This is a genomic window from Streptomyces wuyuanensis (assembly GCF_900103455.1).
GTDB classification, from domain to species: domain Bacteria; phylum Actinomycetota; class Actinomycetes; order Streptomycetales; family Streptomycetaceae; genus Streptomyces; species Streptomyces wuyuanensis.
The window spans coordinates 192,971-219,319 of sequence record NZ_FNHI01000011.1; the positions used below are offsets into that span (position 1 = coordinate 192,971).

General features: G+C 71.2%; 24 protein-coding genes and 1 pseudogene. 16 read left to right on the plus strand and 9 right to left on the minus strand.

Annotated elements, in window-relative coordinates:
- The first annotated feature begins 62 nt into the window (after positions 1-62).
- The 10 genes from BLT82_RS18030 to BLT82_RS37180 all read left to right on the plus strand — a co-directional run bounded on the left by BLT82_RS18030 (position 63) and on the right by BLT82_RS37180 (position 9,302).
- Positions 63-2,144, plus strand: coding sequence for an FtsK/SpoIIIE domain-containing protein (locus tag BLT82_RS18030; RefSeq protein WP_093656005.1), 2,082 nt, complete (start codon positions 63-65; stop codon positions 2,142-2,144).
- 405 nt (positions 2,145-2,549) lie between these two features.
- Positions 2,550-2,738 carry a hypothetical protein gene (locus BLT82_RS18040; RefSeq protein ID WP_093656009.1) on the plus strand — a complete coding sequence of 63 codons (189 nt, stop codon included), beginning with the start codon at positions 2,550-2,552 and terminating at the stop codon, positions 2,736-2,738.
- Positions 2,735-2,938 carry a hypothetical protein gene (locus tag BLT82_RS18045; RefSeq protein WP_093656010.1) on the plus strand — a complete coding sequence of 68 codons (204 nt, stop codon included), beginning with the start codon at positions 2,735-2,737 and terminating at the stop codon, positions 2,936-2,938. Before BLT82_RS18040 ends, BLT82_RS18045 begins: the two co-directional genes overlap by 4 nt.
- 94 nt (positions 2,939-3,032) lie before the next feature.
- The gene (locus tag BLT82_RS18050; protein ID WP_093656012.1) at positions 3,033-3,929 is read left to right on the plus strand and encodes a bifunctional DNA primase/polymerase; all 897 of its coding nucleotides are present in this window, start codon (positions 3,033-3,035) and stop codon (positions 3,927-3,929) included.
- Positions 3,926-4,120 (plus strand): hypothetical protein, encoded by a 195-nt coding sequence (locus BLT82_RS36835; RefSeq protein ID WP_143041501.1) that lies wholly within the window; start codon positions 3,926-3,928, stop codon positions 4,118-4,120. Before BLT82_RS18050 ends, BLT82_RS36835 begins: the two co-directional genes overlap by 4 nt.
- Positions 4,117-5,370, plus strand: coding sequence for a DUF3631 domain-containing protein (locus BLT82_RS18055; protein WP_093656014.1), 1,254 nt, complete (start codon positions 4,117-4,119; stop codon positions 5,368-5,370). The genes BLT82_RS36835 and BLT82_RS18055 overlap by 4 nt, the downstream gene beginning before the upstream one ends.
- Before the next feature lie 137 nt (positions 5,371-5,507).
- Positions 5,508-5,732, plus strand: coding sequence for a helix-turn-helix transcriptional regulator (locus BLT82_RS18060; protein ID WP_093656017.1), 225 nt, complete (start codon positions 5,508-5,510; stop codon positions 5,730-5,732).
- Between the two features lie 82 nt (positions 5,733-5,814).
- Positions 5,815-7,074 carry a tyrosine-type recombinase/integrase gene (locus BLT82_RS18065; protein ID WP_093656019.1) on the plus strand — a complete coding sequence of 420 codons (1,260 nt, stop codon included), beginning with the start codon at positions 5,815-5,817 and terminating at the stop codon, positions 7,072-7,074.
- Positions 7,075-7,540: 466 nt separating this feature from the next.
- Entirely contained in the window at positions 7,541-8,317 is a 777-nt protein-coding gene (locus BLT82_RS36840) for a hypothetical protein (protein WP_143041502.1), read from the plus strand.
- Between the two features lie 829 nt (positions 8,318-9,146).
- Positions 9,147-9,302, plus strand: a complete 156-nt coding sequence (locus BLT82_RS37180; RefSeq protein ID WP_093656023.1) for a DUF6131 family protein — start codon at positions 9,147-9,149, stop codon at positions 9,300-9,302.
- 83 nt (positions 9,303-9,385) lie between these two features.
- Here BLT82_RS37180 and BLT82_RS37970 read toward each other — a convergent pair.
- Positions 9,386-9,959 (minus strand): annotated as a pseudogene (locus tag BLT82_RS37970) (histone deacetylase).
- Positions 9,960-10,186: 227 nt separating this feature from the next.
- Here BLT82_RS37970 and BLT82_RS18085 point away from each other — a divergent pair.
- The 4 genes from BLT82_RS18085 (at position 10,187) to BLT82_RS18100 (ending at position 13,992) form a co-directional block, all read left to right on the plus strand.
- Positions 10,187-11,809, plus strand: coding sequence for a penicillin-binding transpeptidase domain-containing protein (locus tag BLT82_RS18085; RefSeq protein WP_093656025.1), 1,623 nt, complete (start codon positions 10,187-10,189; stop codon positions 11,807-11,809).
- A gap of 268 nt (positions 11,810-12,077) precedes the next feature.
- Positions 12,078-12,596: a YbaK/EbsC family protein gene (locus tag BLT82_RS18090; RefSeq protein WP_093656027.1), complete on the plus strand. Its 519-nt coding sequence runs from the start codon at positions 12,078-12,080 to the stop codon at positions 12,594-12,596.
- Positions 12,593-13,471 carry a DMT family transporter gene (locus BLT82_RS18095; RefSeq protein WP_093656029.1) on the plus strand — a complete coding sequence of 293 codons (879 nt, stop codon included), beginning with the start codon at positions 12,593-12,595 and terminating at the stop codon, positions 13,469-13,471. Before BLT82_RS18090 ends, BLT82_RS18095 begins: the two co-directional genes overlap by 4 nt.
- On the plus strand, positions 13,468-13,992 hold the full coding sequence (locus tag BLT82_RS18100) for a DUF1877 domain-containing protein (RefSeq protein ID WP_143041503.1): 525 nt from the start codon (positions 13,468-13,470) through the stop codon (positions 13,990-13,992). The genes BLT82_RS18095 and BLT82_RS18100 overlap by 4 nt, the downstream gene beginning before the upstream one ends.
- Positions 13,993-14,021: 29 nt before the next feature.
- Here BLT82_RS18100 and BLT82_RS18105 read toward each other — a convergent pair whose 3' ends face one another.
- The 5 genes from BLT82_RS18105 to BLT82_RS18125 form a co-directional block, all read right to left on the minus strand.
- The gene (locus tag BLT82_RS18105) at positions 14,022-14,801 is read right to left on the minus strand and encodes an SDR family NAD(P)-dependent oxidoreductase (RefSeq protein WP_093656033.1); all 780 of its coding nucleotides are present in this window, start codon (positions 14,799-14,801) and stop codon (positions 14,022-14,024) included.
- Between the two features lie 7 nt (positions 14,802-14,808).
- Positions 14,809-15,969, minus strand: a complete 1,161-nt coding sequence (locus BLT82_RS18110) for a serine hydrolase domain-containing protein (RefSeq protein ID WP_093656164.1) — start codon at positions 15,967-15,969, stop codon at positions 14,809-14,811.
- Positions 15,970-16,106: 137 nt separating this feature from the next.
- Positions 16,107-16,883 (minus strand): energy-coupling factor ABC transporter ATP-binding protein, encoded by a 777-nt coding sequence (locus BLT82_RS18115; protein WP_093656035.1) that lies wholly within the window; start codon positions 16,881-16,883, stop codon positions 16,107-16,109.
- Complete coding sequence (gene cbiQ / locus BLT82_RS18120; protein WP_093656037.1) at positions 16,880-17,641, minus strand: cobalt ECF transporter T component CbiQ; 762 nt, start codon at positions 17,639-17,641, stop codon at positions 16,880-16,882. Before cbiQ ends, BLT82_RS18115 begins: the two co-directional genes overlap by 4 nt.
- Positions 17,642-17,656: 15 nt before the next feature.
- Entirely contained in the window at positions 17,657-18,724 is a 1,068-nt protein-coding gene (locus BLT82_RS18125) for an energy-coupling factor ABC transporter permease (protein WP_093656039.1), read from the minus strand.
- A 181-nt stretch (positions 18,725-18,905) separates the two neighbouring features.
- On the opposite strand from BLT82_RS18125, the gene BLT82_RS18130 reads away from it, so the two are divergent.
- Positions 18,906-19,271 carry an SsgA family sporulation/cell division regulator gene (locus BLT82_RS18130; protein WP_093656041.1) on the plus strand — a complete coding sequence of 122 codons (366 nt, stop codon included), beginning with the start codon at positions 18,906-18,908 and terminating at the stop codon, positions 19,269-19,271.
- A gap of 106 nt (positions 19,272-19,377) precedes the next feature.
- Here BLT82_RS18130 and BLT82_RS18135 read toward each other — a convergent pair whose 3' ends face one another.
- Entirely contained in the window at positions 19,378-21,543 is a 2,166-nt protein-coding gene (locus BLT82_RS18135) for an MMPL family transporter (RefSeq protein WP_093656043.1), read from the minus strand.
- Positions 21,544-21,695: 152 nt separating this feature from the next.
- A complete protein-coding gene (locus BLT82_RS18140; protein ID WP_093656166.1) occupies positions 21,696-22,283 on the minus strand; it encodes a TetR/AcrR family transcriptional regulator in 588 nt (195 codons plus the stop codon).
- A gap of 162 nt (positions 22,284-22,445) precedes the next feature.
- Between BLT82_RS18140 and BLT82_RS18145 the strand changes: the two genes are divergently transcribed.
- Positions 22,446-25,931, plus strand: a complete 3,486-nt coding sequence (locus BLT82_RS18145) for a S41 family peptidase (protein WP_093656045.1) — start codon at positions 22,446-22,448, stop codon at positions 25,929-25,931.
- 91 nt (positions 25,932-26,022) lie between these two features.
- Here the strand turns inward: BLT82_RS18145 and BLT82_RS18150 are convergent, their stop codons facing one another.
- On the minus strand, positions 26,023-26,283 hold the full coding sequence (locus tag BLT82_RS18150) for a hypothetical protein (RefSeq protein ID WP_093656047.1): 261 nt from the start codon (positions 26,281-26,283) through the stop codon (positions 26,023-26,025).
- Positions 26,284-26,349: the final 66 nt, after the last annotated feature.

Below are 26,349 nucleotides of genomic sequence, written 5' to 3' on the forward strand. Positions count from 1 at the left end.
CAAGCATCCAGGCCGCCCCGGGCCCCTGACCACCCCTTTTCGAGTAGCAGGAGACACCCAGCATGACCGAGACATCTGCGGGCCCGCACCTGCAGCCCGTGCCCGCGATAGACCGTGACGACGATGCGCCGGCTGTGCCGGTGCCGGTCGACAACCCTGCCCTGCCGGACCCGAAGGTGCGGATCGAGAAGCGCAAGCCCGTTCTCGCGTCGTGGCTGACGAACCGGCGTGACTTCGCCGCCACCGCCCGCCACAGTGTGGCGAACGCCGGGTACGCGACGCTGTATCACGGGGTGCGGCTGCCGGTGTATGCCGGACGCCTCGCCCTCATGTCCCCCCGCGGTGCTTGCCGCTTCGTCGCCACGACGAACCGGTGGGTGTGGGACCGCGAGGCCGCACCCCTGCGGTCGTACGCGGTGCAGATTGAGGACATCGACGAGTACATGCGCCTCGCCCGGCTCCGCGCCGGTCGCGTCCGCCTGCGCGGGCTCGTGACGCTGGTCGCCGCGGTGTTCGGGGTCGGGTTCGCCCTCTACCTCTACGTCCTCGCCCCGGGGTTCCTGTACGCGTTCGCCGCCGGTGGTGTGCTGCTGCTCGGACTCGGCGGACAGCAGCCCGACGCCCCCGTGGTCGGCCCGGCGGTGTTGAAGACCGAGGTGCAGAAGCTCACCGGCTCGATCGTGCTGCGCGGGCTCGATTCGATCGGGAACGCGAAGGTCACGGCCGCGATCAAGAAGGGCGGTGACATGAACGGGCTGCGGTTCGTCTCCGAGATCGTGCGAGACGGGCCCGGCTACCGCGCCGATCTCGATCTCCCCTACGGCGTCACACCCGAGGACATCATGGAGGCCCGCAAGCCCCTCGCCTCCGGTCTCCGCCGCAAGACCGGCTGCGTGTGGCCCTCGCCCGATCCGGAGCAGCACGAAGGGCGCCTGGTGCTGTGGGTGGGCGACAAGCCCATGAACGAGACGTCGAAGCCGGCATGGCCGCTGGCCAAGTCGGGGACGGTGGACCTGTTCCGGCCGGTGGTGTTCGGCAACGACCAGCGCATGCGCGACGTCGCCGTCACGCTCATGTTCGCCTCGGTGGTCGTCGGGTCCATCCCCCGCATGGGCAAGACGTTCCTCATGCGGCTGTTCCTGCTCATCGCCGCACTTGACCCGCGCTCCGAGGTGCACGCGTTCGACTTCAAGGGCACCGGCGACTTCGGCGCCCTCGAACCCGTCTGCCACCGCTACCGCGCCGGCGAGGAGGACGACGACATCGAGTACGTCCTCGAGGCGCTGCGGGAGTTGAAGGAGGAGCTGCGGCGGCGGGCGAAGGTCATCAAGTCCCTGCCCCGCTCCCGGTGCCCGGAGTCGAAGGTCACCCCGGAGCTGGCGGGTGACAAGGGCCTTGGTCTGCACCCGATCGTGGTCGGGTTCGACGAGTGCCAAGTCGCTTTCGAGCACGAGGAGCACGGCAAGGAGATTGAGGCCATCTGCACCGACCTGGTCAAGCGCGGTCCCGCGCTCGGAATCGTGGCCATGTTCGGCACCCAGCGCCCCGACGCCAAGTCCCTGCCCACCGGCATCAGCGCGAACGCCGTCCTCAGGTTCTGCCTCAAGGTCATGGGGCAGCCCGCCAACGACATGGTGCTGGGCACGTCGATGTACAAGTCCGGGTACCGGGCCACCATGTTCTCCCGGTCCGATCGGGGCATCTGCTGGATGGCCGGTGAGGGCGACGACCCGCGCATCGTCGCGTCCGCGTTCGTCGACGCGGTAGCTGCGGAACACATCGTCGCCCGCGCCCGCGTCGCACGCGAGGAGTACGGCAACGTCACCGGCCACGCCATCGGCCAAGGCCCCGAGAAGACCGGCAGTGGCTCGGACATCCTCGCCGACGTCCTCAACGTCATCGGAAGCGAGGAGAAGGCCGTGTGGTGCGAGCGCATCGCCACCCGGCTCGCCGCCGCCCAGCCGGACACCTACGGCGGCTGGCAGGGCGAGAACGTCACCGCCGCGCTCAAGCCCTGGGGCATCAAGCCGGGCCAGGTGTGGGGCCAGACCGACGAAGGCGAAGGGGCGAACCGGCGCGGCATCAAGCGCGCCGACATCACCGCCGCCATCACTCGCCGTAACGCCGACCGGGCCGCCGCGTAGCCCGAGCAGCACCGCTAGACCTAGCACCCCAGCCTGCTAGGTCTAGCGGCCCCACTAGCGCCCCGCACCGCAGCTGATCAGCGAATTAGTACCTAGCAGCCCACCAGCGCAAACCCCCGAAACCAGCCCTGAGAGGGGAGGTGACACCCCTATGGCTCTCGCTAGCCTCGCCATCCTGCTCACGCTCGCTGGTTACGCAGCGTTGTGCGCGCTCAGCCCGTTCGGGCCCTGCCGCAAATGCCGTGGGACCGGCATCCGCACCGTCCGCCGCCGGACCGTCAAGGTCTGCCGCCGCTGCCGAGGCGCCCGCTACCGACTCCGCATCGGCCGCCGCCTGCTCAACACCGGACGCACCATCCACCGCGCCGGCACCCGACCAGCCACCTCAGAACGGAGGTTCACGGCATGGCCGTAACCGTCTCGCTCGTCCTGCTCTTCGGGCTCGTGCTGTTCTTCCTGCTCCGCTCCCACAGCCTCAGCGCGGGAGCCGCGTTCACCGCCGCCGGGTTCGGCTTCTTCCTCGCCTCCACCGGGGCCGCCGAACCCATCAACAACCTGATCACTGCCGTCATCAGCGCCATCCCGGCCCTGTGACCGGGCAGGGCCGGTTCGAGATCCGGATCATCTGCCACCCGGCGGACGCCGACCGCATCACCGCCACGCTCGCCGGCGCTTTCACCACCGGTCCGGTGCGGCAGTACCCGACCCGCGACCGCAGCCGAGTCCGGCTCTATGTCACCGCGACCGAGCGCGCTTCCGCGCCAGTCCTGCGACTGCTCCGCCCGGACCACTAGAACCCGCACGACCGAGGGCGGCCCCCGTCTCACGCCAATGAATCGGGGCCGCCCTCATCACCAGCCATCATCGAGAGAACTGGAGACATCCAGCATGCCTCACGACCGCAACACCGCGCTGCTCACCGCAGCGCTCGATATCGCCGCCCGCGGCTGGCCCGTCCTGCCGCTCCGGCCCGGCGGCAAGCGCCCCGCGCTGCACGGCGAAGCCGCCTGCACCCGTACCGGCGTATGCACCACCGGACACGTGAAGTGGGAGCAGCGCGCCACTACCGACCCCGACCGCATCCGCGCCGCGTGGACGACCGGGGCGTTCAACGTCGGCATCGCCACCGGCCCCGCGGGACTGGTCGTCATTGACCTCGACAAGCCCAAGGGCAGTTCGGACACGCCTTGCGGCGTGACGACCTTCACGGCGCTCTGCGAGCGCACCGGGCAGCCCGTACCGTCCACCCGCACGGTGCGGACCGCGCGAGGAGGACGGCACCTGTACTTCACCGCCCCGGAGAATGTCCGGCTCCACAACACCCAAGAGTTCCTGGGGCCGAACATCGACACCCGGGCCCGGGGCGGATACGTCGTCGCCCCCGGCAGCGCCCTCCCCGCCGGGACGTACATGCTTGAGGACGACCGGCCCCCGGTACCCCTGCCGGATTGGCTGTGCACCCTCCTGACGCCCCGTCAGCCACCGCGGGAACTGACGGCCGTGCCGGTCGCTCCCCGCTCCTCTCGCTGCGCCACGGCCGCTCTCAACGCCGAAATCACGACCGTTGCTGCCACCACCGAGGGCGGGCGCAACGCGCGGCTGCTCGCCGGTGCGCGGGCCATCGGTCGTTTCGTCGCGTGGGGCGACCTCCCCCGCGACGTGGTGGAACAGGCTTTTCAGGGGGCGGGCGAGTCTGCGGGACTGCCGCCGGCCGAGTGCCGCGCCACCATCCGCAGCGCGCTCAACTGGTCCATCCGCACCGCCCGGCCCCGGGAGACGGCATGACCCACCAGCCGCCTCCCCCCGCCCTGAAACGCCACCAGGCCACCGGGCAGCCGTCGGCCGCCGACGAGACCAACACCCCCACCCGCCAGACCGCGGAAGTCGCCGCCCGCCAGGGCGTCCTTTCTGCTCTTCGCACTGACCCGCGCCTGACCCCCACCGCCACCCCGGCGGACAGGAGGAACGCCGCATGACCACGAACCCCACCACGCCCACAGTCGACGGGGCCGCGCTGCTCGATGAGGTGGAAGCCTTCCACCGGCGCTTTAACGTCTTCCCCACACCGACCGCCTACGTCGCCGTGACCTTGTGGGACGCACACGCGCACCTGCTCGACGCCTTCGACTCCACTCCCCGCCTCGCGTTCCTCTCCCCCGAACCGGGGTCGGGCAAGTCCCGCGCGCTGGAGATCGTGGAAACCCTCGTCCCACACCCGATGGTCGCCGTGAACGCCTCACCCGCCGCCCTCTTCCGCGCCGTCTCCGGCGTCGACGGACGGCCCACGATCCTCTTCGACGAGATCGACACCGTATTCGGCCCGAAAGCCGGGGAGAACGAGGAACTGCGCGGCTTCCTCAACGCCGGCCACCGCCGCTCCGGAGTCACCTACCGGTGCGTGGGCGACGGCTCCAACCAGACCGTGCAGCCCTTCCCGTCCTACTGCGCCGTGGCCATGGCGGGGCTCGGCTCCCTGCCCGACACGATCCTGACCCGCTCCGTCATCATCCGCATGCGCCGGCGGGCCCCGAACGAGAAGGTGCAGCCCTACCGGCAGCGCATCCACGAGAAGGAAGGCCACGCCCTCAGGGACCAGATCGCTCGGTGGGCCGACAGCGTGCGCGGGAAGGTCACTGGGGCATGGCCCGAGATGCCCGAGGGCATCACCGACCGGCCCGCCGACGTGTGGGAACCCCTGCTCGCGGTCGCCGACGCTGCCGGTGGCGACTGGCCCACCCGGGCCCGGGCCGCGTGTGTCGAGCTGGTGGCCGCCGCCGCGCAGGACGACGAATCCTCGCTCGGTATCCGGCTGCTCACCGACCTGCGCGACACGGTGTTCTGTGGCATCGACCGCATGCCCACCGCCGCCATCCTCGAGTGCCTGCTCGCCATGGACGACGCCCCGTGGGTCGACATGGGCGGCAAGCCCCTTACTCCGCGGGGGCTGGGGCGTCTGCTGAGCGGCTACATGACCGGCGCCAACAAGCCCATCAAGGCCCGCCCCATCCGCACCCCCGGCGGCACCGTCCCACGCGGCTACTACGCCGAAGACCTCGCCGACGCATGGTCCCGCTACTGCCCTCCCACCCCCGGAAAGTCCGCTACATCCGCTACATCCGCTACACCGCAGGTCAACGGGGGTGAATCTGTAGCAGAAGAGCTCTTCGGCATCTGCTACACGACCGCGGAAACCGCTACGCCCCACGAGCCGACCGCCGCCCCGTAGCGGCATCCATCTGCTACATCCCGCGCATCTGCTACACGAAACAGGCCCCTGACCTGCGGTGTAGCGGATGTAGCGGATGTAGCAGATCTCTGAGGGGGAAGGCAGGCCCCCTCCTGTCTTGCGAGGAGACTCAGGCCATGGCATCAGCCACCAACACCCTTCGGGCGGGGCTGCCGGATCGCTACCTCACCCCCGAAGACATCGCCGAGATGTTCGGCCTTCCGAGCGTGGAGACGGTGTACGCCTGGCGCAAGAAGCGCACGGGACCGCCTGCATTCCGCGTCGGTAAGCACCTGCGCTTCGACCCTGCTGCCGTCCGCGCATGGGTCGAGCAGCAGACGGCCGCAGAGCACGCAGCGTAAGACTCTCGCCCACCATTGCCCGAGGGAGGGCCGCCCAACTGGCGGTCCTCCCTCAGGTATTTATGAGAAGGAACTGCATTCAGTGCCTGGTCATATTCAGGACCGTTGGTACAAAGTCGTCACCGGCCCCGATGACAAGCCCCTCAAAGTCAAGACCGACCGTTACGGGACCGGGATGCGCTATCGCGCCCGCTACATCGGTCCGGACGGTACGGAGAAGAGCAAGTCTTTTCCCGACAAGCAGAAGCGCCTCGCCGAGCAGTGGCTAACAAGGACGGCCGCCGACATGGCGCAGGGTCAGTACGTAGATCCGCGGGCCGCCCGGATCACCTTCCGGCAGTTCGCCGAAACATGGGTGGCCACACACACGACCGAGATCAACAGCCGTGAGGCAGCCGAGCGGCGGCTTCGGCTCCATGCCTACCCCTACATCGGAACCCGCCCTCTGCCCTCCTTCCAACCAGGCCATATTCGAACGTGGCTGGGCAAGTTGGAGGCTGACGTTCCGGCGGCTTCTCACCGTCGAATCATTTTCGGCACCGTCTCAGCCGCGTTCAGCGCGGCCGTGGACGACGGCCTCATCGCTAAGAACCCGTGCAAGGCTCGCTCGGTTCAGACACCGAAGCCCGGTCAGTCGCGCGTTGTGCCATGGAGCATCGAGCAGGTCTTCGGCGTACGCGCGGCGCTACCCGCACACCTCCGTGCGACCGTGGATGTTGCCGCCGGTTGCGGCTTGCGGCAAGGAGAGGTCTTCGGGCTCGACGAAAGAGAGCTGGACTACGAGGGAAGCTGGCTCTCAGTCAAGCATCAGCTCAAGAGGATTCGAGGGAAGTTCGTATTCGCCCTGCCCAAAGGCGGAAAGGTTCGCGACGTACCACTTCCCCACGCCGTGGCGGATGCGCTGCGTGCCCACTCCCGGCAGTTCCCTCCCGTGCGAGTGACCCTGCCGTGGCGAACGCCAGACGGGCCGCTGGTGACGAAGTCGCTCGTGTTCACCGGCGCCACCGGAGACCACGTCCGGGTGAGCCACTTCAATGACGCCATGTGGAAACCGGCCCTGGCATCTGTCGGAATCATCCCCGAGCCGGAGGATGGGGAGCGTCACGCATCGGCACCCGAGCACGGCATGCACGCCCTCAGGCACTTCTACGCGTCCGTTCTCCTGGATGCCGGCGAGAGCATCCGGGCCCTGAGCCAGTACCTGGGCCACGCGGATCCAGGCTTCACGCTCCGCACGTACACCCACCTGATGCCGAGCAGCGAGGGACGCACGCGCAAGGCCGTGGATCGCCTCTACGAGGCCCCCGAAGACCATGATCACGGCCCACGGACGGCCCAGTAGCAGCCCCACGGCCCCAGCCAGCATAGAAAGTGCTGGTCAGGGGCAGCGTGGACCAGAACAGCGAAACTTCATCTACTTCTGGCCGCTGTTCACGGGCGAACCGATCCCGATGGACGACTGGCGGGCCCGGATGTGGCTGGACACCTGGGTCTAGCAGGCACGACGGCGGGCCCGGCGCTTGGAGGTGCCGGGCCCGCCGTGGTCGTTGACGGGCGTCTCCGGTCGTCCTGGGCCGTCGCTTGACGGCCCAGGACAAGCACGCCCGGCCGACTCGCAGTACTCCAGCGCCCAGAGTGTCAGTACGGCGACGCGCGCGGTCGTTGCCGCCATGCCCCGCCGTCAGGTACTCGTACGTGAGGCCAACAGCCGTCATCCGGAGGACAGCAGCACCGGAAACACGAGCAGGGTTGGCGGCAACCACCGCTGGAGACAACTCCTGTTACGGAGTCCAGCGCAGGGGGTTGACGTGCCCGGTCCCAGCTCTCGAATATCGACGCTATTACGCAACGCCATACACAGTCTCGATCTCTACGCAACCCTGACGGCAGCGATCACTTTCGCCATTCTGGGAATAACCGGAAAAGCGTCGCAAGAGGTTATCGCTTCCGGAATTCTGGCCGTACTCGCTCTCGTAGGATTTTCGCTCCTCAGGATTCGATCACAGAGTGACAGGATCAATGAAGCTCTCGCCGACGTAGGGACCCGACCGAGCGCAGACCGCTTCTTCACCGAGGTGGATGACGGTGACGAGATCAAAAGAATGATCTCGTCGTCGCGAGAGGTTTGGTTGCACGGTTGGACGCTTGAGCTGCATCTGGTTTCATATGCAGGCGAAATAAGGAGAGCCGTTGCCAGGGGCGTCCACGTGAAGATCCTCGTGATTGAACCGGGCAGCACGGCCATGGCCGTCGCCGCGAGCGAGGCGGACAACCGCAGCGCCAGGGAACTCAGCTCCAATCTGGAGGCGAACCTGAGAAGGCTGCTGACGCCACCGTCCGGCCGGCTTTCCGGTCATCTGGAGGTCAGAACGCTCACCCATGTTCCCCACTACACGGTAATCGCCTCCGACCCGTCAGCGACTCAAGGCAAGATCATAATGCGTATCGCCACGTTCCAGGCCGATCATTGGCAGCGCCCGACCTTTGCCGTCACTCGGCAGCATGACAGCAACTGGTACGAGTTTTTCAAGACTCAGTTCGACAAGAAGTGGGAATCCGCAACGCCCTACGGTTCTCTGCCGTAGGACGATCCTGATCCCCAGGGAACGACCCAGCAGAGCGCAAGGCGAAGAACGCTCTCTGCCCGGCAGTCGACGGTGAAGATCTTCGAAAGCCTGCAGGGCGGCCCATACCGGCCTTGCGTCAAGCCACGGACGGACAGTGGGCGGTGGTCGTGGGTGCGGCGCTCGGAGCCAGTGGAGCCGTCGTCGGCGCCGGCACCAGCTGGGCGAGTGCGCGTCTGCAAGCAGGTGCGAGGGTCGATGTCGCACGCCTTAAGCAGGACGCGGCACTCGGCGCCGAGACGGTGGCCCGGAGGCGCGCGGCCTACGAGGAGCTGATCCTCTCTGTCGACGCCGCCCGGCGGGACATGCGGTCGTGCGGCAGCACCCGACCGCCCCGCTCGAGGACGATGACGGGCTCGAAGCCGTGCGAGCCCGTGTCCACGATCGGATACGGGAGATGCAGCCGCCGGATGGGCGCTTCGGCTCATGCTGGCCGATGACGAACAGGCGGCCGTCACGGACCCGACCGAAGCCGTCTACACCAGCCGCCAGGGGCCTTCGACGACGTCGACGAGTGGCTGCGCACGGGTCGGCGGCCGGGAACGGGCGCCGGGCGAGACCCCCGGCTCCTGGCGGCGGCGTCAGCGCTGCAGTCGGAGATGATGCGCTTCGCGGGAGTGGCGCACACGCGCCTGTATATCTGAGCTGGTGACTGCGGCGGGACAGAGGGGCACCAACGCGGCGGGCGCCCCGTACCGGAGGAGGGTCGAAAAGATCAACGCCGCCGTTCGTTTGGGGCGCCCCGGAGCGGCAAGGTTCGGGTTGTGGGGGTCCCGACCTGGAGGGCCAAATGATCATCCTCGGACTCATCCTTCTGATCATCGGACTGGTCGCCGGCATAAGCATCCTGTGGACCATCGGGATCATTCTGGTCGCGATCGGAGCACTGTTCTGGGTCCTCGGAGCGCTGGGTCACGCGATCGGCGGTCGGCGCCACTACTACTGACCGACCGCAGACGGACCCCCGCCGACACGCCGTGAGGCTGCCGCGGAACGACCCGGCCGTGAGGCGGCCGGGTCGCCGTGAGGTCAGTGACCCGCCGTGAGAGCCGCGACGGCCTCCGCGGTCCAGTGTCCCGCGGCGCCGGGAGAGGCCGCGAGATAGGCGGCGATGCCGGACGCCGGCCATGCGCCGGCGTCCTGCAACCCCTCGGCGAGATGGCAGATAGGCCGCGGACGGCCGGGTCCATTCCACGTCGTGGAGGGTCCAGGGGGCCGTGAAGGTCAGGACGGGCACTCCGTCCAGGACCCCCGGGCAGACGAGCGACTCGTAGCGTCCGCCGCCGAGTTCGGCCCTGCCGCGGCCCAGCGCCTCGGAGAGGTCCAGGTCGGATCCCGGTTCGCGGTACATCTCCTGGTCCACGATGTCCGAGAACTGCCCGGCCGTCACCAGATGCGCGCGGGCCAGGACCGTGCCGGCCGCGCCGGGGTCGTAGAAGGCCCGGCCGCCGCGCCACACCGGGGAGTGGGTGGCGAAGTACAGCGCGCCCGGCAGTTCCACCGGCACGGACGCCGCGGGCGGCCGGGGGTCGCGGCAGCCCGGGTAGGTCCGTGCGGCACCGCGCGGACGTCCACCGGTGAGGTAGTGGGACAGCCGCTCCAGATGGGTGTTGGAGCCGTAGGCGGTGTACCAGACCCTTTCCGGTGACCGCCGCCGGGCGGTGTCGGCGTGTGGATGGTGCGCTTGCGGTTCACGCCTCCTGCCCTACCCGGTTGGACGGCACGGTCCGGTAACGCCCGTCTCCTCGCTCACTCCTGTCCCGTAGAGTGCTCGACGGATGCACTTGAACGTGTTCAAGTACTGGCGGACTCCTGGGGAGGGGCTGCGGCATGCGCAGTGGAGCGAAGGTCGCCGTCATCGGCGGCGTGTTCGTACTGTTCGCGGGCGGTGTGGGGTACGGCGCCCACAACGTCCTCGGCGGCGGTGACGACGACGGCGGCACGGAGTCGAAGTCCGGTGCCGTCACCAAGAAGTCGGGGCCGCCGAGCGCCGAGGAGATCCGCGCCACCGCCGAGGACTTCCTCGCCGCCTGGGCGTCGGGGAAGGCGACCGTCGCCGCGCAGCTCACCAACAACGCCGCCGAGGCGGAGCCCACGCTCGTCTCCTTCCGCGACGGCGCCCACGTCAGCGGTGTGACGATGAAGCAGGGGGCGCCGGTCGGGGCGAAGGTGCCGTTCACGGTCAGCGCCACGGTCTCGTACGAGGGCGCGAGCAAGCCCTGGACGTACTCCTCCGAGCTCACGGTCGTCCGCGGGCTGACCACCGGCAGGCCCCTCGTCGACTGGGCTCCGTCCGTCGTCCATCCGCAACTGGACAAGCAGGAGCAGCTGAAGACGGGCCCCGCGGCCGCGCCGCCGATCAAGGCCGTGGACCGCAGGGGCAGGGAACTGACGAAGGAGAAGTACCCTTCGCTCGGTCCGGTGCTCGACCAACTGCGGCAGAAGTACGGGGACGAGTCCGGCGGCAAGGCCGGGGTGGAGCTGGTCATCAGCCCGCCGAACGGCGCGGACACCACGCTGCTGACCCTGTCCGAGGGCGAACCGGGCGAGTTGCGGACGACGCTCGACGCGGACGTCCAGGCTGCCGCGGAGAAGGCCGTGAAGCGGCACAGCGAGGCGTCGGTCGTCGCGATCAAGCCGAGCACGGGAGAGATCCGCGCGGTGGCCAACAACCGCAAGGACGGCTTCAACGCGGCGCTCGGAGGACAGCAGGCACCCGGGTCGACGATGAAGATCATGACGGCCGCGCTGCTGCTGGACAAGGGGCTGGTCGCCGCCGACCGGAAGGCGGAGTGCCCGAAGAACGCGATGTACCAGGGGCGGACCTTCCACAACCTGGACCACTTCGACATCCCCGACGGAACGTTCACCCAGAGCTTCGCGCGCTCCTGCAACACCGCCTTCATCAAGCTGATCGACGACGTCCACGACGACGCGGCGCTGGCGAAGCTGGCGCGGGACACCTTCGGCATCGGGCTGGACTGGAACACCGGGGTGCAGACCTTCGACGGCTCCGTGCCCGAGGGCAGCGGCGGCGAGGCGGCCGCGCAGTACATCGGCCAGGGCACGATTCAGATGAACGCGCTGACCGTCGCCTCCGTCGCGGCCACGGCCAAGAACGGCGGCTTCGAGCAGCCCGTCATCGTGCCGCGGTCGCTGGACGACCGTGAAGTGGCCACCGCGGACCGGCAGCTGTCGGGGGCTGTGTGGCGCCAGTTGCGGGACATGATGCGGGCGACCGCCCAATGGGGTTCCGGCGCGCAGGCGATGGCCGGCGTGCCCGGCGACAAGGGCGCGAAGACGGGCTCCGCGGAGGTGGACGGGCAGGCCACGTCGAACAGTTGGTTCGCCGGCTTCGCCGGGGACCTGGCGGCGGCGGCCGTGGTGCAGTCGGGCGGACACGGCGGCGACACGGCGGGACCGCTGGTGGCGTCGGTGCTCAAGGCGCGCTGATGAGGGGCTGACGGCGGAGGCCTGCCCGGCCGCGCGGAACCCGGGGCCGGGCCGGACCCGGCGGCCGCGGGAGTGACCGGGGCCCCGGCGGCCGCGGGAGTGACCGGGGTTCCGGCGGTCGCGGGAAGGAGTGGGCCCGGCACCCGCGCGGCACGCCGCCCACCCCTCCCGCGCCCCGTCCGTCGCGCCGCTCCCGTCCGGGGCCCCGCGTACCACCGGGCGAAACGCTGTCGCATGGCCCGTACACCTACCGCTAGCGTGGCCGTCCATGAGCACTTCCGAGTCGCCTGCCCACCCCCGGTTCGCCGAGGCCCTGCGCACGCTGGGGCTGGAGGTCGAGGTGCGCCGCTTCCCGGACGCCACCCGGACGGCCGCCCAGGCCGCGGCGGCGATCGGCTGCGATGTCGCCGAGATCGTCAAGTCCCTGGTCTTCGTGGCGCGGGGGATCCCGGGGGCGGAGCGTCCCGGGGGAAGCGAGCCGGTGCTGGTGCTGATGGACGGCTCCTCCCGCGTCGACCTGGAGCTGGTGCGGCGCGAGCTGGGCGCCACCGAGGTGGGCCGCGCCGACGCCGATCTCGTCCGGGAGACCACCGGGTACGCGATCGGCGGAGTGCCGCCCTTCGGGCACCGCACCAGGACCCGGGTGCTGGCCGACCGGGGTCTGCTCGCCCACGCCGTGGTGTGGGCGGCCGCCGGGACGCCGCACACGGTCTTCCCGCTCGACCCCGAGTCCGTGATCGCACACGCGGGCGCGGTTCTGGTGGACGTCCGCGAGCGCGTCGCGTGACGGTCACGGTCGTGGCGGCGGTCCTCGTCGCGGCGATGGCGCATGCGAGCTGGAACGCGTTGGCACACGCCATCAAGGACCAGCTCGTCGCGTTCACGCTGATCGCGGGCTGCGCGGCGGCGCTCGGCGCCGTGACGGCCTGCTTCGTGCCGTTGCCGCACGCGGCGGCCTGGCCGTACCTCGTCGCGTCCGCGCTGCTGCATCTCGGCTACCAGCTGCTGCTGATGCGGTCGTTCAGCCTCGGCGACTTCGGCCAGATGTATCCGATCGCCCGGGGAACCGCGCCCCTGGTCGTGACGGTCCTCGCCGCGGTCCTCGTCGACGAGACGCCGGCGCCCTGGCAGCTCGCCGGGGTCGCCCTCGCCTCGGCGGGGCTCGTCGGCGTCGCCCTGTGGGGCTTCCGCGGCGGGGCCGGCGGAAGAGGCGAGGGCGGCACTCGGGCCCGCCCGCAGTGGCCGGCGCTGCTCGCCGCGCTGACCACCGGCCTGTCGATCGCCGCCTACACGGTCGTCGACGGGATCGGCGTGCGCGCCTCCGGATCTCCCGTCGCTTACATCGCCTGGCTGATGCTCCTGCAGGGTGTGCTGATCCCCGCCTACGCCTGCCACCGCCTGCGCGGTTCCCTGCTCACCCGGCTGCGCCCGCACGCGGTCCGCGGCTTCGTCGGCGCGGTCCTCTCGCTGCTCGCCTACGGCCTCGTCCTCTGGGCCCAGACCCGCGCCCCGATGGCTCCCGTCGCGGCCCTCCGCGAGTCCTCGATCATCGTCGGCGCGGCCATCGGCGCCCTCTTCTTCAAGGAACGCTTCGGCGGCCCGCGCCTCGTCGCGGCGGGCCTGATGGTCGTGGGCATCGGCCTGATGCTGCGGGCGGGGTGACGATGGCGGTCACGCTGCTGCTCGCGCGGATCTCGCAGGGGTACCTCGACGCCTACGCGGACGCCGTGGACCCCGGCGACCCGGAAGGGGCCTACCTCGCCCGGGACCCGCCGGACGGCTGGACCGACCTCGACTGGTCGTCCGGCGCTCTCGTCGAGTCCGCCCGGTACGCGGGCCTCGGGCCGGAGCGGATCGCGGCGCTCGGTGTGGCGGTCGGCGGCGACCCGGCCGTCGACGTCTCCTTCGTCCTGCCCGGCCACCCGTGGTCGGCCTTCGGCAGGCCGGCCGCGGTCGGCCCCGTCGAAGTGGCCGGGATCGCCCGCACGCTGGGGCGGATCGACTGGTCCGGGGTGATGGCGGCGCTGCCCGACGAAGACGGCGAGGCGATCGCGGCGCTCGGCGGGGTGTGCGGGCCGATCCGCGATCCGCGCGCCTATCTGAGCGGGCACTTCGCAGCCCTGCGCGAGCTGTACGAGAGGGCCGCGTGCCACGGGCAGCTCGTCGTGCTGTGGTGGGACTGACGGGTCCGGGGCCGGGGCCGGCCTCCGGGTCAGCGCTCCCCGAACTCCGCAAGCACCTGCTGGAAGCCCGTGTTCACGGCCAGCAGGCCGCCGTCCACCCGCAGGGTCGTGCCCGTGACCCAGGCGGCGTCGGAGGAGGCGAGGAAGGCGACGGCCGCGGCGATGTCCTCCGGGGCGCCGACGCGGCCCAGGGGGTATACGGCGCCGAGGGCGTCGAGCTGGTCCTCGCGGCCGGCCCAGCCGGGGGTGCGGACCGTGCCCGGGTTGACCTGGTTGACACGGACCCCGCGGGGGGCGGCGTCGCCGGCGAGGGTGCGGGTGAGGGAGGCGAGTCCGGCCTTGGCCGCGCTGTACGCGTGATTGCCGAAGTCCTGTTCCCCGTTGACGGAGCCGATGTTGACGATCGCGCCGCGGCCGCGCGCCTTCGCCAGGTGGGGGAGAGCCGCGCGGGCGCATCGGAAGGCGCCGGTGAGAACGGTCTCCAGGTCCCGGTGCCAGCCGTCCTCGGGCTGGTCCTCGAACGCCGAGGCGTCCGGGGCGCAGGTGTAGGCGTTGTTGACGAGGACGTCGAGGCCGCCGAACTCCTCGACCGCGTACGCCACGGCCGCCTCGACGGCGGTGCGGTCGCCCACGTCGCAGGCGAAGGACGCGGCGCGGGGAATCGTCCGCGCGGTCGCGGCCGCCCGTTCCCCGTCGATGTCGGTGACCAGGACCCGGGCGCCTTCGGAGGCGAGCCTGCGGGCGGTGGCCTCGCCGATGCCCCGTCCCGCCCCCGTGATCAGTACGCCGTACCCCTCGAAACGCTGCATCCGCCGATCATGTCGCCGAACGGACCGCCCTGACCAGAGCCTGTGCCCGGGGATCGGCCGTGACGCCCTTGCGCATGCCGTTGGTGACGTAGCCGAGGGCGATGCCGGACTCCGGGTCGGCGAAGCCGAGCGAGCCGCCGCGGCCCGGGTGGCCGAAGGAACCGGGGCCCAGCAGCGGGGAGGCGGGCCCGTGGAGCATGTAGCCGAGACCGAATCGGGTGCCGACGACGAGGACGCGGTCGGGGCCCGTGGACTCCTCGGTGCGCGCGAGCGTCAGCGTCGCCGGGGCGAAGAGCCGGTGTCCGTCGACCTCGCCGATCATGGCCGCGTAGAAGCGGGCCAGCGCGCGGGCCGTGGACACGCCGTTGGAGGCCGGGAGCTCGGCGGCCCGGTAGCCGGGGTCGTTCTCGTCGGGCATCGGGTCGATCGCGCCGAAGGCCCGGCGGGTGAGGGAGTCCGGGTCGCGGTAGGCCTCGGCCACGGACCGCTTGGGGCGCAGTTTCAGCCCGCCGCCCGACGCCGTGGGCGGTTCGTCGATCCGGCCGATCCTGCCGATGCGGTGGGCCTCGTCGTCGGGAACGCCTATCCAGAAGTCCAGGCCGAGCGGGCGGGCCAGCTCCTCGGCCGTCCAGCGGCCGATGGTGCGTCCGGTGACCCTGCGCACGAGTTCCGCCAGCAGCCAGCTGTAGGTCTGCGCGTGGTAGCCGTGATCGGTACCGGGTGCCCAGGCGGGTGCCTGGGCGGCGACGGCGTGTGCACCGGACGTGCCGTCGGCGGCCTCCGCCACGGTGAGCGGCCGGTCCAGCGCGGGCACTCCGGCCCGGTGCGACAGCAGATGCCGTACGAGCGCGCGTTCCTTGCCCGCGGCCTTGAACTCCGGCCAGTACGTGCCGACGGGCGCGTCCAGGTCGAGCTGTCCGCGCTGGTGCAGCAGCAGCGGTACGGCGGCGGCGACGCCCTTGGTGGCCGAGCGGACGACCTGTGCGGTGTCGACGGCCCACGGCACGGTGCCGTCCACGTCCCGGGTGCCGCCCCAGAGGTCGACGACCTTCACGCCGTCCTTGTAGACGGCGACGGCGGCGCCGCGCTCCCCGCGCGTCTCGAAGTTGCGTATGAACGCGTCCCGGACGGGCTCGAAGCCTTCCGCAACCGTGCCCTGGACGTCCACGTCCACCTCTCCCTGCTGTTCCGGCCTGCACCTCGTCCCTCCCATGGTGCAACGTGCCGGGAGGTGACCGGATTCCGGGTCGGTCACGGGCCGGCGGTGCCGGGCCCGGTGCGGCGGGCCTCGGACGCCCGCCGCAGTCACGCGCCCGTCGTCACGGCCCGCGGATCGAAGCCGAACGGCAGCTCCAGGCGGTGCGCGTGCATCAGGTCGGGGTCGGCGAGGAGGTCCTGGGTACGCCCGTCGGCGGCGATCACGCCCTCGCTGAGGATCACCGAACGCGGGCAGAGCTCCAGGGCGTACGGCAGATCGTGCGTGACCATCAGGACCGTGACGTCCAACGACCTCAGGATGTCGGCGAGTTCGCGGCGGGACGCCGGGTCGAGATTGGACGAGGGCTCGTCGAGGACGAGGATCTCCGGCTCCATGGCGAGGACGGTCGCCACCGCCACCCGGCGCCGCTGGCCGAAGGAGAGGTGGTGCGGCGGCCGGTCCAGGTACTCCGTCATCCCGACCAGGTCGAGAGCCGTGCGTACCCGCTTCTCCAGTTCCTCCCCGCGCAGCCCGGCAGCCGCCGGGCCGAAGGCCACGTCCTCCCGCACCGTCGGCATGAACAGCTGGTCGTCCGGGTCCTGGAAGACGATGCCGACCTTGCGCCGGATCTCGGCCATGTGCTGCTTGCCGACGGGCAGGCCCGCGACCGCGACCGTGCCGGCGCCGCCGGCGAGGATGCCGTTGAGGTGGAGGACGAGGGTGGTCTTGCCGGCGCCGTTGGGGCCCAGCAGGCCCACGCGTTCACCGCGTTCGACGGTCAGGTCGACGCCGAAGAGCGCCTGGTGGCCGTCGGGGTACGCGTACGCCAGCCCGCGGACGTCGAGCGACGGCGGGACGGCGGCGGGCGGAGGGAGCGAGGTCATAGGGTCCAGCCAAGCAGACAGACGGCGAGCGCCGAGAAGGGGAGCGCGGCGGCGTACGCCCACTGCGCCCGCGACGCGGTCACCTCGTCGATGACGGGCATGGTGCCGGTGTAGCCGCGGCTGACCATCGCCAGGTGCACCCGCTCACCGCGCTCGTAGGAGCGGATGAACAGCGCGCCCGCGGACTTGGCGAGCACGCCCCAGTGGCGCACCCCGCGGGCCTCGAAGCCGCGCGAGCGCCGGGCGATGGACATCCGCCGCATCTCGTCGGTGATGACGTCCCCGTAGCGGATCATGAACGACGCGATCTGCACCATCAGCGGCGGCAGCTTCAGCCGCTGCAGTCCGAGGAGCAGGGAGCGCAGCTCGGTGGTCGAGGCGAGGAGGACGGAGGTGGCCACGCCCAGCGTTCCCTTGGCGAGGATGTTCCAGGCTCCCCACAGCCCCGGCACGGAGAGGGAGATGCCGAGCCACTCGGTGCGCTCGCCCGGCACCAGGAACGGCATGAGCAGCGCGAACGCGACGAACGGGATCTCGATCACCAGCCGGCGCAGTACGAAGCCCGCGGGGACGCGGGCCGCCGCGGCGACGGCGCCCAGCAGCAGCGCGTACAGGCCGAAGGCCCAGACCGCCTCGCGCGGCGTGGAGACCACGACCAGCACGAAGCAGAGCGCGGCGGCGATCTTGCAGTGCGGCGGCAGCCGGTGGACCGGCGACTCGCCGTGCCGGTACAGCTTGTGGGCGTGACCCGTGCTCATGGCGGCTTCCGCTTCTCAGCCCCGTACGGATTCCTGTTCGGCCTCGGCCGTTTCGCCGCGGCGACGGCGGACCACGACGAACACGCCGGTGCCCACCACCAGGGTCGCGCCGACGCCGATCACTCCCGCGAGACCGCCGGAGACCCGGGCGTTCTCGATGGTGCCGACGCCGTAGTCGGTGAGCGGGGAGTCGGCGGCCGCGTGGTCCTCGACCTTCTTGTCGATGCCCTTGTCGGCTGCGACCCGCTCCAGCCCGTCGGGGTTGGCGGAGGCGTAGAAGGAGACGAACCCGGCGAGGATCAGGGAGATCACGAGACCCGCGAACAGCACCGGGCGCGGGGAGGCGGCGGGGGCAGGGGCGGCCTCGGGCCGGGCGTCGACGAGTTCGCCGTCCACGCGCAGCTTGAGCGGCGCGGACAGTCCGCGGGCGCCGTGGACGAGGTCGGGCCGCACGGCGAGGACGGCACCGACGGTCGCCGCGGTGATCGCGGCCTCGCCGATGCCGATGAGGATGTGGACGCCGGTCATGGCGCCCAGGACCGTGCCGATCGGCACGTCGGTGGTGCCGCCGATCGCGTATAGGAGCGTGAAGGCGACGGCGGACGCGGGCACGGAGACCAGGGCGGCGATGAACGTGGCGATCGTCACCGACCTGCGCTTCTTCGGCAGCACCCGGACCAGCGCGCGGAACAGGGTGTAGGCGACGACGACCGTGACGACGCCCATGAGCAGGATGTTGACGCCGAGCGCCGTCAGGCCGCCGTCCGCGAAGAGGACTCCCTGGAGCAGCAGGACCACGGAGATGCACAGCACCCCTGTGTACGGACCGACGAGGATCGCCGCCAGCGCCCCGCCCAGCAGATGGCCGCTGGTGCCGGCCGCGACCGGGAAGTTGAGCATCTGGACGGCGAAGACGAAGGCGGCGACGAGCCCCGCGAGGGGCGCGGTCCGCTCTCCCCCGTGGCCTCCGGCGCCCGCGAGCTCCCGCCGGGCACCGCGCAGGCTCACGGCGACGGCGCCGGCGGCGACGACCCCGGCCGCTGCGGAGACGGGGATGTCGATGAATCCGTCGGGGACATGCATGGCGGGCTCCGCTTCCGGGACAGGCCGCATCGGCCCGGCTGGTCAACCGTCCGATGATGCGCCCTGTTGCGAACTCTTTGCAAGAGCGTCTCACCCACAGGTGCAAGCGACACGCCAGGGTCTTTCGAGTGAAAATATGCGACATTGGATGACAAAGAGAACCAAAGGTGAGGAGCGTCCGATGTCCCACGCTGTCGAGAGCCCCTCTGTCGAAGAGCACGCGAAGGCCCGGATCATCAACGACGCCCCTCACTACCGATCGGTGCCCGTGGCCCTCCGCTACGAGCCCGGCAGGGATCCCGACGCGGTGCGGTGCGTCTTCCCGAGCGGCATCGAATGGGCCTTCCGCCGCGAGCTGCTGGAGACGGGTCTGCGCGCGCCCGCCCGCCGCGGTCCGGTATCCGTCTGGCCCTGCGGCCGCGCCCAGGTGATCGTCGAGTTCCATTCGCCGGGCGGTGTGGCGGTGATCCAGTTCGACACCCGCCCCCTCGTGCGCTTCCTGCGCCGCACCTACGCGGAGGTGGCCGCGCCCGCCACCCGGGTGTGACGGACACGGCCACCGCGCCTCGCGGCTCAAGGGCGCCCACCGGTCTCGCGGACCGGTGGGCGCCCTGGCCCTTCCGGCGCGCGGACCGCGCCGGGCGGGGCGGTTCTCAGGCGCCGACCAGCTCCCTCTCCCTGCCGTCCTCGCCGGCCGGCGAGTGCTCGCCGCCCAGCTTCTCGCCCTCGACGTCCACGCTCGGCAGCAGCCGGTCCAGCCAGCGGGGCAGCCACCAGGCCTTGCCGCCCAGCAGCGCGAGGACGGCCGGCACGATCGCCATCCGGACGACGAAGGCGTCGAAGAAGACCGCGATCGCGAGACCGAATCCGATCATCTTCACCATCTGCTCGCTCGAACCGATGAAGCCCGCGAACACCGCGATCATGATCACCGCCGCGGCGGTGACCACCCGGGCCCCGTGCCGGAAGCCGGTGACGATCGCCTGGCCGGGCCGCTCGCCGTGCACGAACGCCTCACGCATCCGCGTCACCAGGAAGACCTCGTAGTCCATCGCGAGGCCGAAGACCACGCCCACCATGAAGATCGGCATCATCGACATGATCGGGCCGGTTTGCTCGACGCCGAAGAGCGAACCGAGCCAGCCCCACTGGAAGACCGCGACGACCGCGCCGAGTGCCGCGACCACCGAGAGCAGGAAGCCGAGCGCCGCCTTCAGAGGCACGAGGACGGACCGGAACACCACCATCAGCAGAAGGAACGCCAGACCCACGACGAGCGCCAGATACGGCACCAGCGCGTCGTTCATGCGCTGCGAGAAGTCGATGTTCATCGCGGTGGCACCGGTGACGTGCACGTCGTCACCGGTGGTGTCGCGGATGGTGTGGACGAGCTCCTCGGTCTCGGTCGAGCTGGGCCGGTCCTCGGGAATGACCGTGATCGTCGCGGTGTCGCCGGCCTTGTTGTACGTGGCCGGGGTGACGGCGGCGACGCCGTCGAGCTCCGCGATCTCCTTCGCCGTGCCGTCAGCGGCGGCCCTGTCACCGTCGACGACGACGAGCAGCGGCCCGTTGAAGCCGGGGCCGAAGCCGTCGGAGAGCAGGTCGTAGGCCTTGCGCTGGGTGGTGCTGGTGGGCTGGGAGCCGTCGTCCGGCAGGCCCATCTCCAGCGACGTGGCGGGCACGGCCACGGCACCGAGGCCCACGACGCCGGCGAGCAGCACGGCGACCGGGCGGCGCAGCACGAACCGGGCCCAGCGCGTGCCCATGTTGGGCTTGCCGACCGCGGGCTCGCTCTGCTTGCGGGCCTTGCGGCCCAGCACGCGCTTGCCGGCGAAACCGAGCAGGGCAGGGATCAGGGTCAGCGCGATGAGGACGGCGATGGCGACCGTACCGGCGGCCGCGAAGCCCATCTTGCTGAGCATGGGGATGTTGACGACGGCGAGGCCGACGAGGGCGATGACCACGGTCAGTCCGGCGAAGACGACGGCGGAGCCGGCCGTGCCGGTGGCCCGTCCGGCGGCCTCCTCGTGGTCGCGCCCCTCGGCCAGCTCGGCCCGGTAGCGGGAGACGATGAAGAGCGCGTAGTCGATACCGACGGCGAGGCCGATCATCGTGGCGAGGGTGGCCGTCGTGGAGCCCAGGTCGAGGGTGCTCGCGAGCGCCGTGATGGTGGAGACGCCGATACCGACGCCGATGATGGCGGTGAGCAGCGGCAGACCGGCGGCGACCAGCGAGCCGAAGGTGATCACGAGGACCACCGCGGCGACGCCGACACCGATGACCTCCGAGGCTCCGGTCTCCGGGGCGGCCTGGAGCGCGTCACCGCCGATCTCGACGGTCAGCCCGGCCTCCTCGGCCTTCTCGCCGGCCTCGGTGAGGGCCTCGCGGTCCTTCTCGGCCAGCTCCATGCCGCTGACCTTGTAGGAGACCTGGGTGTAGGCGATGGTGCCGTCCCGGCTGATCGCCTTGGCCCGGTACGGGTCGACGACCGAGGCGACCTGGTCCGAGCCGGACCGGAGATCGGCGACGACCTTCCCGACCTCGGCCCGGTGGGCGCGGTCCGTCATCTTCTCGCCCGCGGGCGCCTTGAAGACCACACGCGCGGTCGCGCCGTCGGCACTGGTGCCCGGGAATCGCTCGTCGAGCAGGTCGAAGGCCTTCTGGGCCTCCGTACCCGGCATGGAGAAGGAGCTGGACGCGGCGGTCGGCGCCGAGGAGGCGGCGACTCCGGCGAGGGCGAGCAGCGCCACCCACAGCAGCGCGACGAGCCGTCGGCGGCGGAAGGCGAACCGTCCGAGTTTGTAGAGGAACGTGGCCACGAGAAGGGTCTCCCGGTCATGTCGTTGGGGCGGATGGGCAGGCTTGACCAGCCCGACGACGTGAGCGGTGCGCGTCAGGTGGGACTGTGCGGAACTGCGGGGCGGGGAGGGTGCGGCGCGGGGAGGGTGTGGCGCTGTGCGGGCCGGGGACGTCAGTTGCCGTTGGCGGGGATGCCCAGTGCGGGGAGCACGACGGCGTCCAGGTACTCGTGCAGGAAGCCCTGGCTCATGGGCTCGTCCTCGATCAGCGGATGGGCCACGAACGCGCCCACCAGCATGTGCGACAGGTACTTCAGGGCGGGATTGTCCGCGGAGATCTCACCGCGGCGGACCGCCCGCTGCAGCAGTACGTCGAGTCCGGTGATCTCGGGCTCGATGAACAGCTCGCGCAGCGCCTGAAGCAGATCGTCGTTCTCGTGGACCGCCCGGGCGAGGCCGCGCATCAGCGCGGTGTCCCGCTCCATCTGGCAGTCGTCGGACTGGGACACCATCTCGTGGAAGTCGCCGCGCAGGCTGCCGGTGTCGATCCGGGAGATGTCCACCGGCTTGCTGTTCCGCAGCGACATGGCGACCAGCTCGGGCTTGCTCCCCCACTGGCGGTAGAGGGTGGCCTTGCTGGAGCGGGTGCGCGCGGCGACGGCGTCCATGGTGAGGGCGTCGTAGCCGACCTCGCGCAGCAGGTCGAGCACTGCTTCGTACAGCTCGGCCTCGCGCTCGGGCGTGAGTCTGCTGCGTGCCACGGTCGACCTTCCGAACGAAACGGTTTCGTACACCACGACTGTACTCCGGGGGCCGAGCGAAACGAAACCGTTTCGTACGTGTCCTGGGCCACAGCGGCGCCCGCCCGGAAAAGCCCGGCCCCACAAGTTGCCGGGCCCTCCCCGCGCGGAAAGCATTTAGGAGTGAGTGAAGACGTCGCGTACCTCCGCTTTCCGCACCTGCACGACGACTTGCTGTGCTTCGCGGCCGAGGACGATCTCTGGATCGCCCCCCTCGTCCCCGCGGGCCGGAGCCCCGGCCGGGCCTGGCGGGTGACCGTCGACCGGACCCGGATCGGACACCCCCGGTTCTCCCCAGACGGCAGCCTGATCGCCTACACGACCTGGCGCAGCCTGGACCCGGAGATCCATCTGGCACCGGTCGACGGCGGCCCGGCGCGCCGGCTCAGCTACTGGGGCTCGACCGACACCCGGGTCTGCGGCTGGGACCCGGACGGCAACATCCTCGCGGTCTCCTCGCACGGCCAGCCGTTCTCCTATTTCTCCTGGGCCTACAAGGTGCCCACGGACGGCGACCCCGGAAAGCGCCTGCCCTGGGGACCCGTCTCCGACATCGCCGTCGCCGACGCCGACGGACAGCACCGCACGCTGCTGCTCACCGGCAAACCACCGCACGAGCCGGCCGGGTGGAAGCGCTACCGGGGCGGTGCGATGGGGCGGCTCTACCTGCACGGCGAAAGGCTGCTCGCGGACATCGAGGGCCATCTCGACTGCCCGATGTTCGTCGGCGGCCGCATCGCGTTCCTCTCCGACCACGAGGGCGTCGGGAACCTGTACTCCTGCCTGCCCGACGGCACGGACCTGCGCCGGCACACCGACCATGACGCCTTCTACGCCCGGCACGCCTCGAGCGACGGCCGCCGGGTCGTCTACCAGTGCGCCGGCGACCTGTGGATCGTCGAGGACCTGGCGCCGGACTCCCGGCCGCGGAAGCTGGCCGTCCGGCTCGGCGGTCCGCGTGCCGGACGGCGCCGCTACCAGGTCCCCGCCTCCCACCACGTCAACGGGCTCTCGGTCGACACCACGGGCCGGGCCAGCGCCGTCGCCGTACGCGGCAGCCTCTACTGGCTGACCCACCGCGACGGCCCGGCGCGCACCATCGCCGACACCCCCGGCGTACGGGTACGGCTGCCGGTGATGCTCGGCAGCGGCGGCGGGCAGGTCGCCTACGTCACGGACGCGGACGGGGAGGACGCCGTCGAGATCGCGGACCTGCCACGGGCCAGCGGCGACCGGCCGCCCCGGCGCCTGGCCTCCGGCCGGCTGGGCCGGGTGCTGGAGATGGTCTCGGACCCAGCCGGGGAGCGGCTCGCGATCGCCTCGCACGACGGGCGACTGCTGCTGCTCACGGTGGCGGAGGAGGAGACCGGGACGGGAAGGGCGGAGGGGACGGAGGACGAGGGGGACGGGGGGAACGGCGGTGAGGCGTCGGGGGCCGAGGCGAAGGGGGCGGAAGGAAGGGCGGACGGGCAGCCCGCCGGGACAGGGGCCGGCTCCGCCGGGACCGAGGCGTCCGGTGCCGCCGCGTCGGGCGGCACGGATTCCGGCGGTGCGGATTCCGGCGGTACGGGCGAGTCCGGGGGCGCCGACGAGGGCCTCGTCACCGAACTGATCCGCTCCGACAACGGGCCCGTGCGCGATCTCGCCTTCTCCCCGCACGGGAACTGGCTCACCTGGTCGCACCCCTTCATCGGCCGTTCCCTGCGGAAGATCAAGATGGCCCGCATCGACGGCCCCGGCCCCCGCACCGTCGTCGACGTCACCAACGGCCGCTTCGAGGACGAGTCCCCCGTCTTCACCCGCGACGGCCGCTATCTGGCCTTCCTGTCCTGGCGCGGCTTCGACCCCGTGTACGACGTGCACACCGGCGATCTGTCCTTCCCGCTGGGCTGCCGCCCCTATCTCGTACCGCTGTCGTCCGCGACGCCGTCGCCGTTCGCGCTTCTGCCCGACGGGCGGCCGGCGGCCGGCGGGCTCGACCCCACCGAGGTCGACACGGGCGAAGGCGCGGCGATGGTGGAGGTGGAGGGGCTGGAGAGCCGGGTCACGCCGTTCCCCGTGGCCGCCTCCAAGTACTCGTCCCTGCACCCGGTCGCGGGCGGCGGTCTGGTCTGGCTGCGGTGGCCGATCTCGGGCGCGCTCGGTGAGACGTTCGCCAATCCCGCCGACCCCTCGCACCGGCCGACCCTCGAGTACTTCGACATCCCCAAGGCCCGCAAGACCGAACTCGTCGCGCACCTCGACTGGTTCGCGGTCAGCGGCGACGGCTCCCGGCTGGTCGTCTTCGACGACCAGGAACTGCGCGCCGTACCCGCGACCGAGCCCGGCGACAGCGACTCCACGGTGTACCTCGACATGCGCCGGATCCTGCACGAGGTGGACCCGCCCGCGGAGTGGCGCGGCGCGTACGAGGAGGCGGGCCGGCTCATCCGGGACTACTACTGGGACCCGGGCATGTGCGGGATCGACTGGCCCGCCGTGCTGGACCAGTACCGTCCGCTGCTCCAACGGGTGGCCTCTCCGGACGAGTTCGCCGATCTGCTCCGCGAGGTGCTCGGCGAGCTGGGCACGTCGCACGCCTACGTCACCCCCGCGCGCCGGAACGAGGGTCCGCCCCACTACCAGCGGGCGATGGGTCTGCTCGGTGCCAACCTGGCGTGCCGGGAGGAGGGCTGGGCCGTCGTGCGGATCCTGCCCGGCGACTCCTCGGACTCCAAGGCGCGTTCCCCGCTCGCCGGTACCGGCATCCGCGAGGGCGCGGTGCTCACCCATGTCGACGGGCGTCCGGTGGACCGGGTGACCGGCCCGTACCCGCTGCTGGCCGGGGCGGGCGGGACGACCGTGGAGCTGACCTTCCGGCCTGCCGAGGGCGAGGGCCTGCCGCGGCGGGTCGCGATCGTGCCGCTGATCGACGAACGCCCCCTGCGCTACCAGGACTGGGTCGCCAAACGGCGCGCGGTCGTACGGGAGATGAGCGGCGGCGAGTGCGGCTACCTCCACATCCCGGACCTCGGCGGCTCCGGCTGGGCGCAGTTCAACCGCGATCTGCGCATGGAGGTGTCGCGGCCGTCGCTGATCGTGGACGTACGCGGCAACGCGGGCGGCCACATCAGCGAGCTGGTCATCGAGCAGCTGAGCCGCAGGATCCTGGGCTGGGACCTGACGCGGAACGCGCAGCCGGTCTCGTACACCTCGAACGCCCCGCGCGGACCGATCGTGGCGCTCGCGGACGAGGCGACCTCCTCCGACGGCGACATGATCACGGCGGCGATCAAGCTGCTGGGCCTCGGCCCCGTGGTGGGCCAGCGCACCTGGGGCGGTGTCGTCGGAATGACCGGCCGGCACCGGCTCGCGGACGGGACGGTGATCACGGTGCCGATGAACGCCGCCTGGTTCGAGGCGTACGGCTGGTCCGTCGAGAACCACGGTGTGGAGCCGGACATCTTCGCCGAACGCCCGCCGCTGCACTGGGCCGAGGGCAAGCGCACCGATCTCGACACGGCGGTGCAGGTCGCGCTCGACCGGCTGGCGAAGGATCCGGCCAAGAAGCCCCCGGGGTACGAGGACGTCCCCGACCGGCGCCGGCCTCCGCTGCCGCCACGGCCCTGAGAACGGCGGGTCCGGGGGCGGGCGGGGCACCGACGGCAGGAAAGGGGCGCACCCCGTGCACTGGGTGCGCCCCTTCCGTGTGCCTCGGACGTCAGGCGTCGTGGCGACGGTGCATCGGCTCGTCGCTCATCTCACGCTCGGGACGGCGGCGCTCCTGCCCGCGCTCCTGCCCGCGCTCCTGCCCGCGCTCCTGGCCGCGCTCCTGGCCACGCTCCTGGCCACGCTCCTGCGGGGGGCGCTGCGGCCGCTGCTGCGGCGAGCGCTGCGAAGCCTCCTGCTTCATGCCGGGCTTCTGCTTCGCCTGCTCCTTGAGCTGCTCCGCCTTGTCCTTGAACTGCTCCTGGATACCCATCTGGTTCACTCCTGGAAGGGTGAGAGGGGGGCCGTTGGGCCGGCCCCCGGGGCCTCGACCAGACTG

Bases quoted from the DNA above. Each gene is read 5' to 3' on its own strand.
- BLT82_RS18030 (WP_093656005.1), top strand. From the start codon at position 63: ATGACCGAGACATCTGCGGGCCCGCACCTGCAGCCCGTGCCCGCGATA.
- BLT82_RS18040 (WP_093656009.1), top strand. From the start codon at position 2,550: ATGGCCGTAACCGTCTCGCTCGTCCTGCTCTTCGGGCTCGTGCTGTTC.
- BLT82_RS18050 (WP_093656012.1), top strand. From the start codon at position 3,033: ATGCCTCACGACCGCAACACCGCGCTGCTCACCGCAGCGCTCGATATC.
- BLT82_RS36835 (WP_143041501.1), top strand. From the start codon at position 3,926: ATGACCCACCAGCCGCCTCCCCCCGCCCTGAAACGCCACCAGGCCACC.
- BLT82_RS18055 (WP_093656014.1), top strand. From the start codon at position 4,117: ATGACCACGAACCCCACCACGCCCACAGTCGACGGGGCCGCGCTGCTC.
- BLT82_RS18060 (WP_093656017.1), top strand. From the start codon at position 5,508: ATGGCATCAGCCACCAACACCCTTCGGGCGGGGCTGCCGGATCGCTAC.
- BLT82_RS37180 (WP_093656023.1), top strand. From the start codon at position 9,147: ATGATCATCCTCGGACTCATCCTTCTGATCATCGGACTGGTCGCCGGC.
- BLT82_RS18085 (WP_093656025.1), top strand. From the start codon at position 10,187: ATGCGCAGTGGAGCGAAGGTCGCCGTCATCGGCGGCGTGTTCGTACTG.
- BLT82_RS18090 (WP_093656027.1), top strand. From the start codon at position 12,078: ATGAGCACTTCCGAGTCGCCTGCCCACCCCCGGTTCGCCGAGGCCCTG.
- BLT82_RS18105 (WP_093656033.1), bottom strand. From the start codon at position 14,801: ATGCAGCGTTTCGAGGGGTACGGCGTACTGATCACGGGGGCGGGACGG.
- BLT82_RS18115 (WP_093656035.1), bottom strand. From the start codon at position 16,883: ATGACCTCGCTCCCTCCGCCCGCCGCCGTCCCGCCGTCGCTCGACGTC.
- cbiQ (WP_093656037.1), bottom strand. From the start codon at position 17,641: ATGAGCACGGGTCACGCCCACAAGCTGTACCGGCACGGCGAGTCGCCG.
- BLT82_RS18125 (WP_093656039.1), bottom strand. From the start codon at position 18,724: ATGCATGTCCCCGACGGATTCATCGACATCCCCGTCTCCGCAGCGGCC.
- BLT82_RS18130 (WP_093656041.1), top strand. From the start codon at position 18,906: ATGTCCCACGCTGTCGAGAGCCCCTCTGTCGAAGAGCACGCGAAGGCC.
- BLT82_RS18150 (WP_093656047.1), bottom strand. From the start codon at position 26,283: ATGGGTATCCAGGAGCAGTTCAAGGACAAGGCGGAGCAGCTCAAGGAG.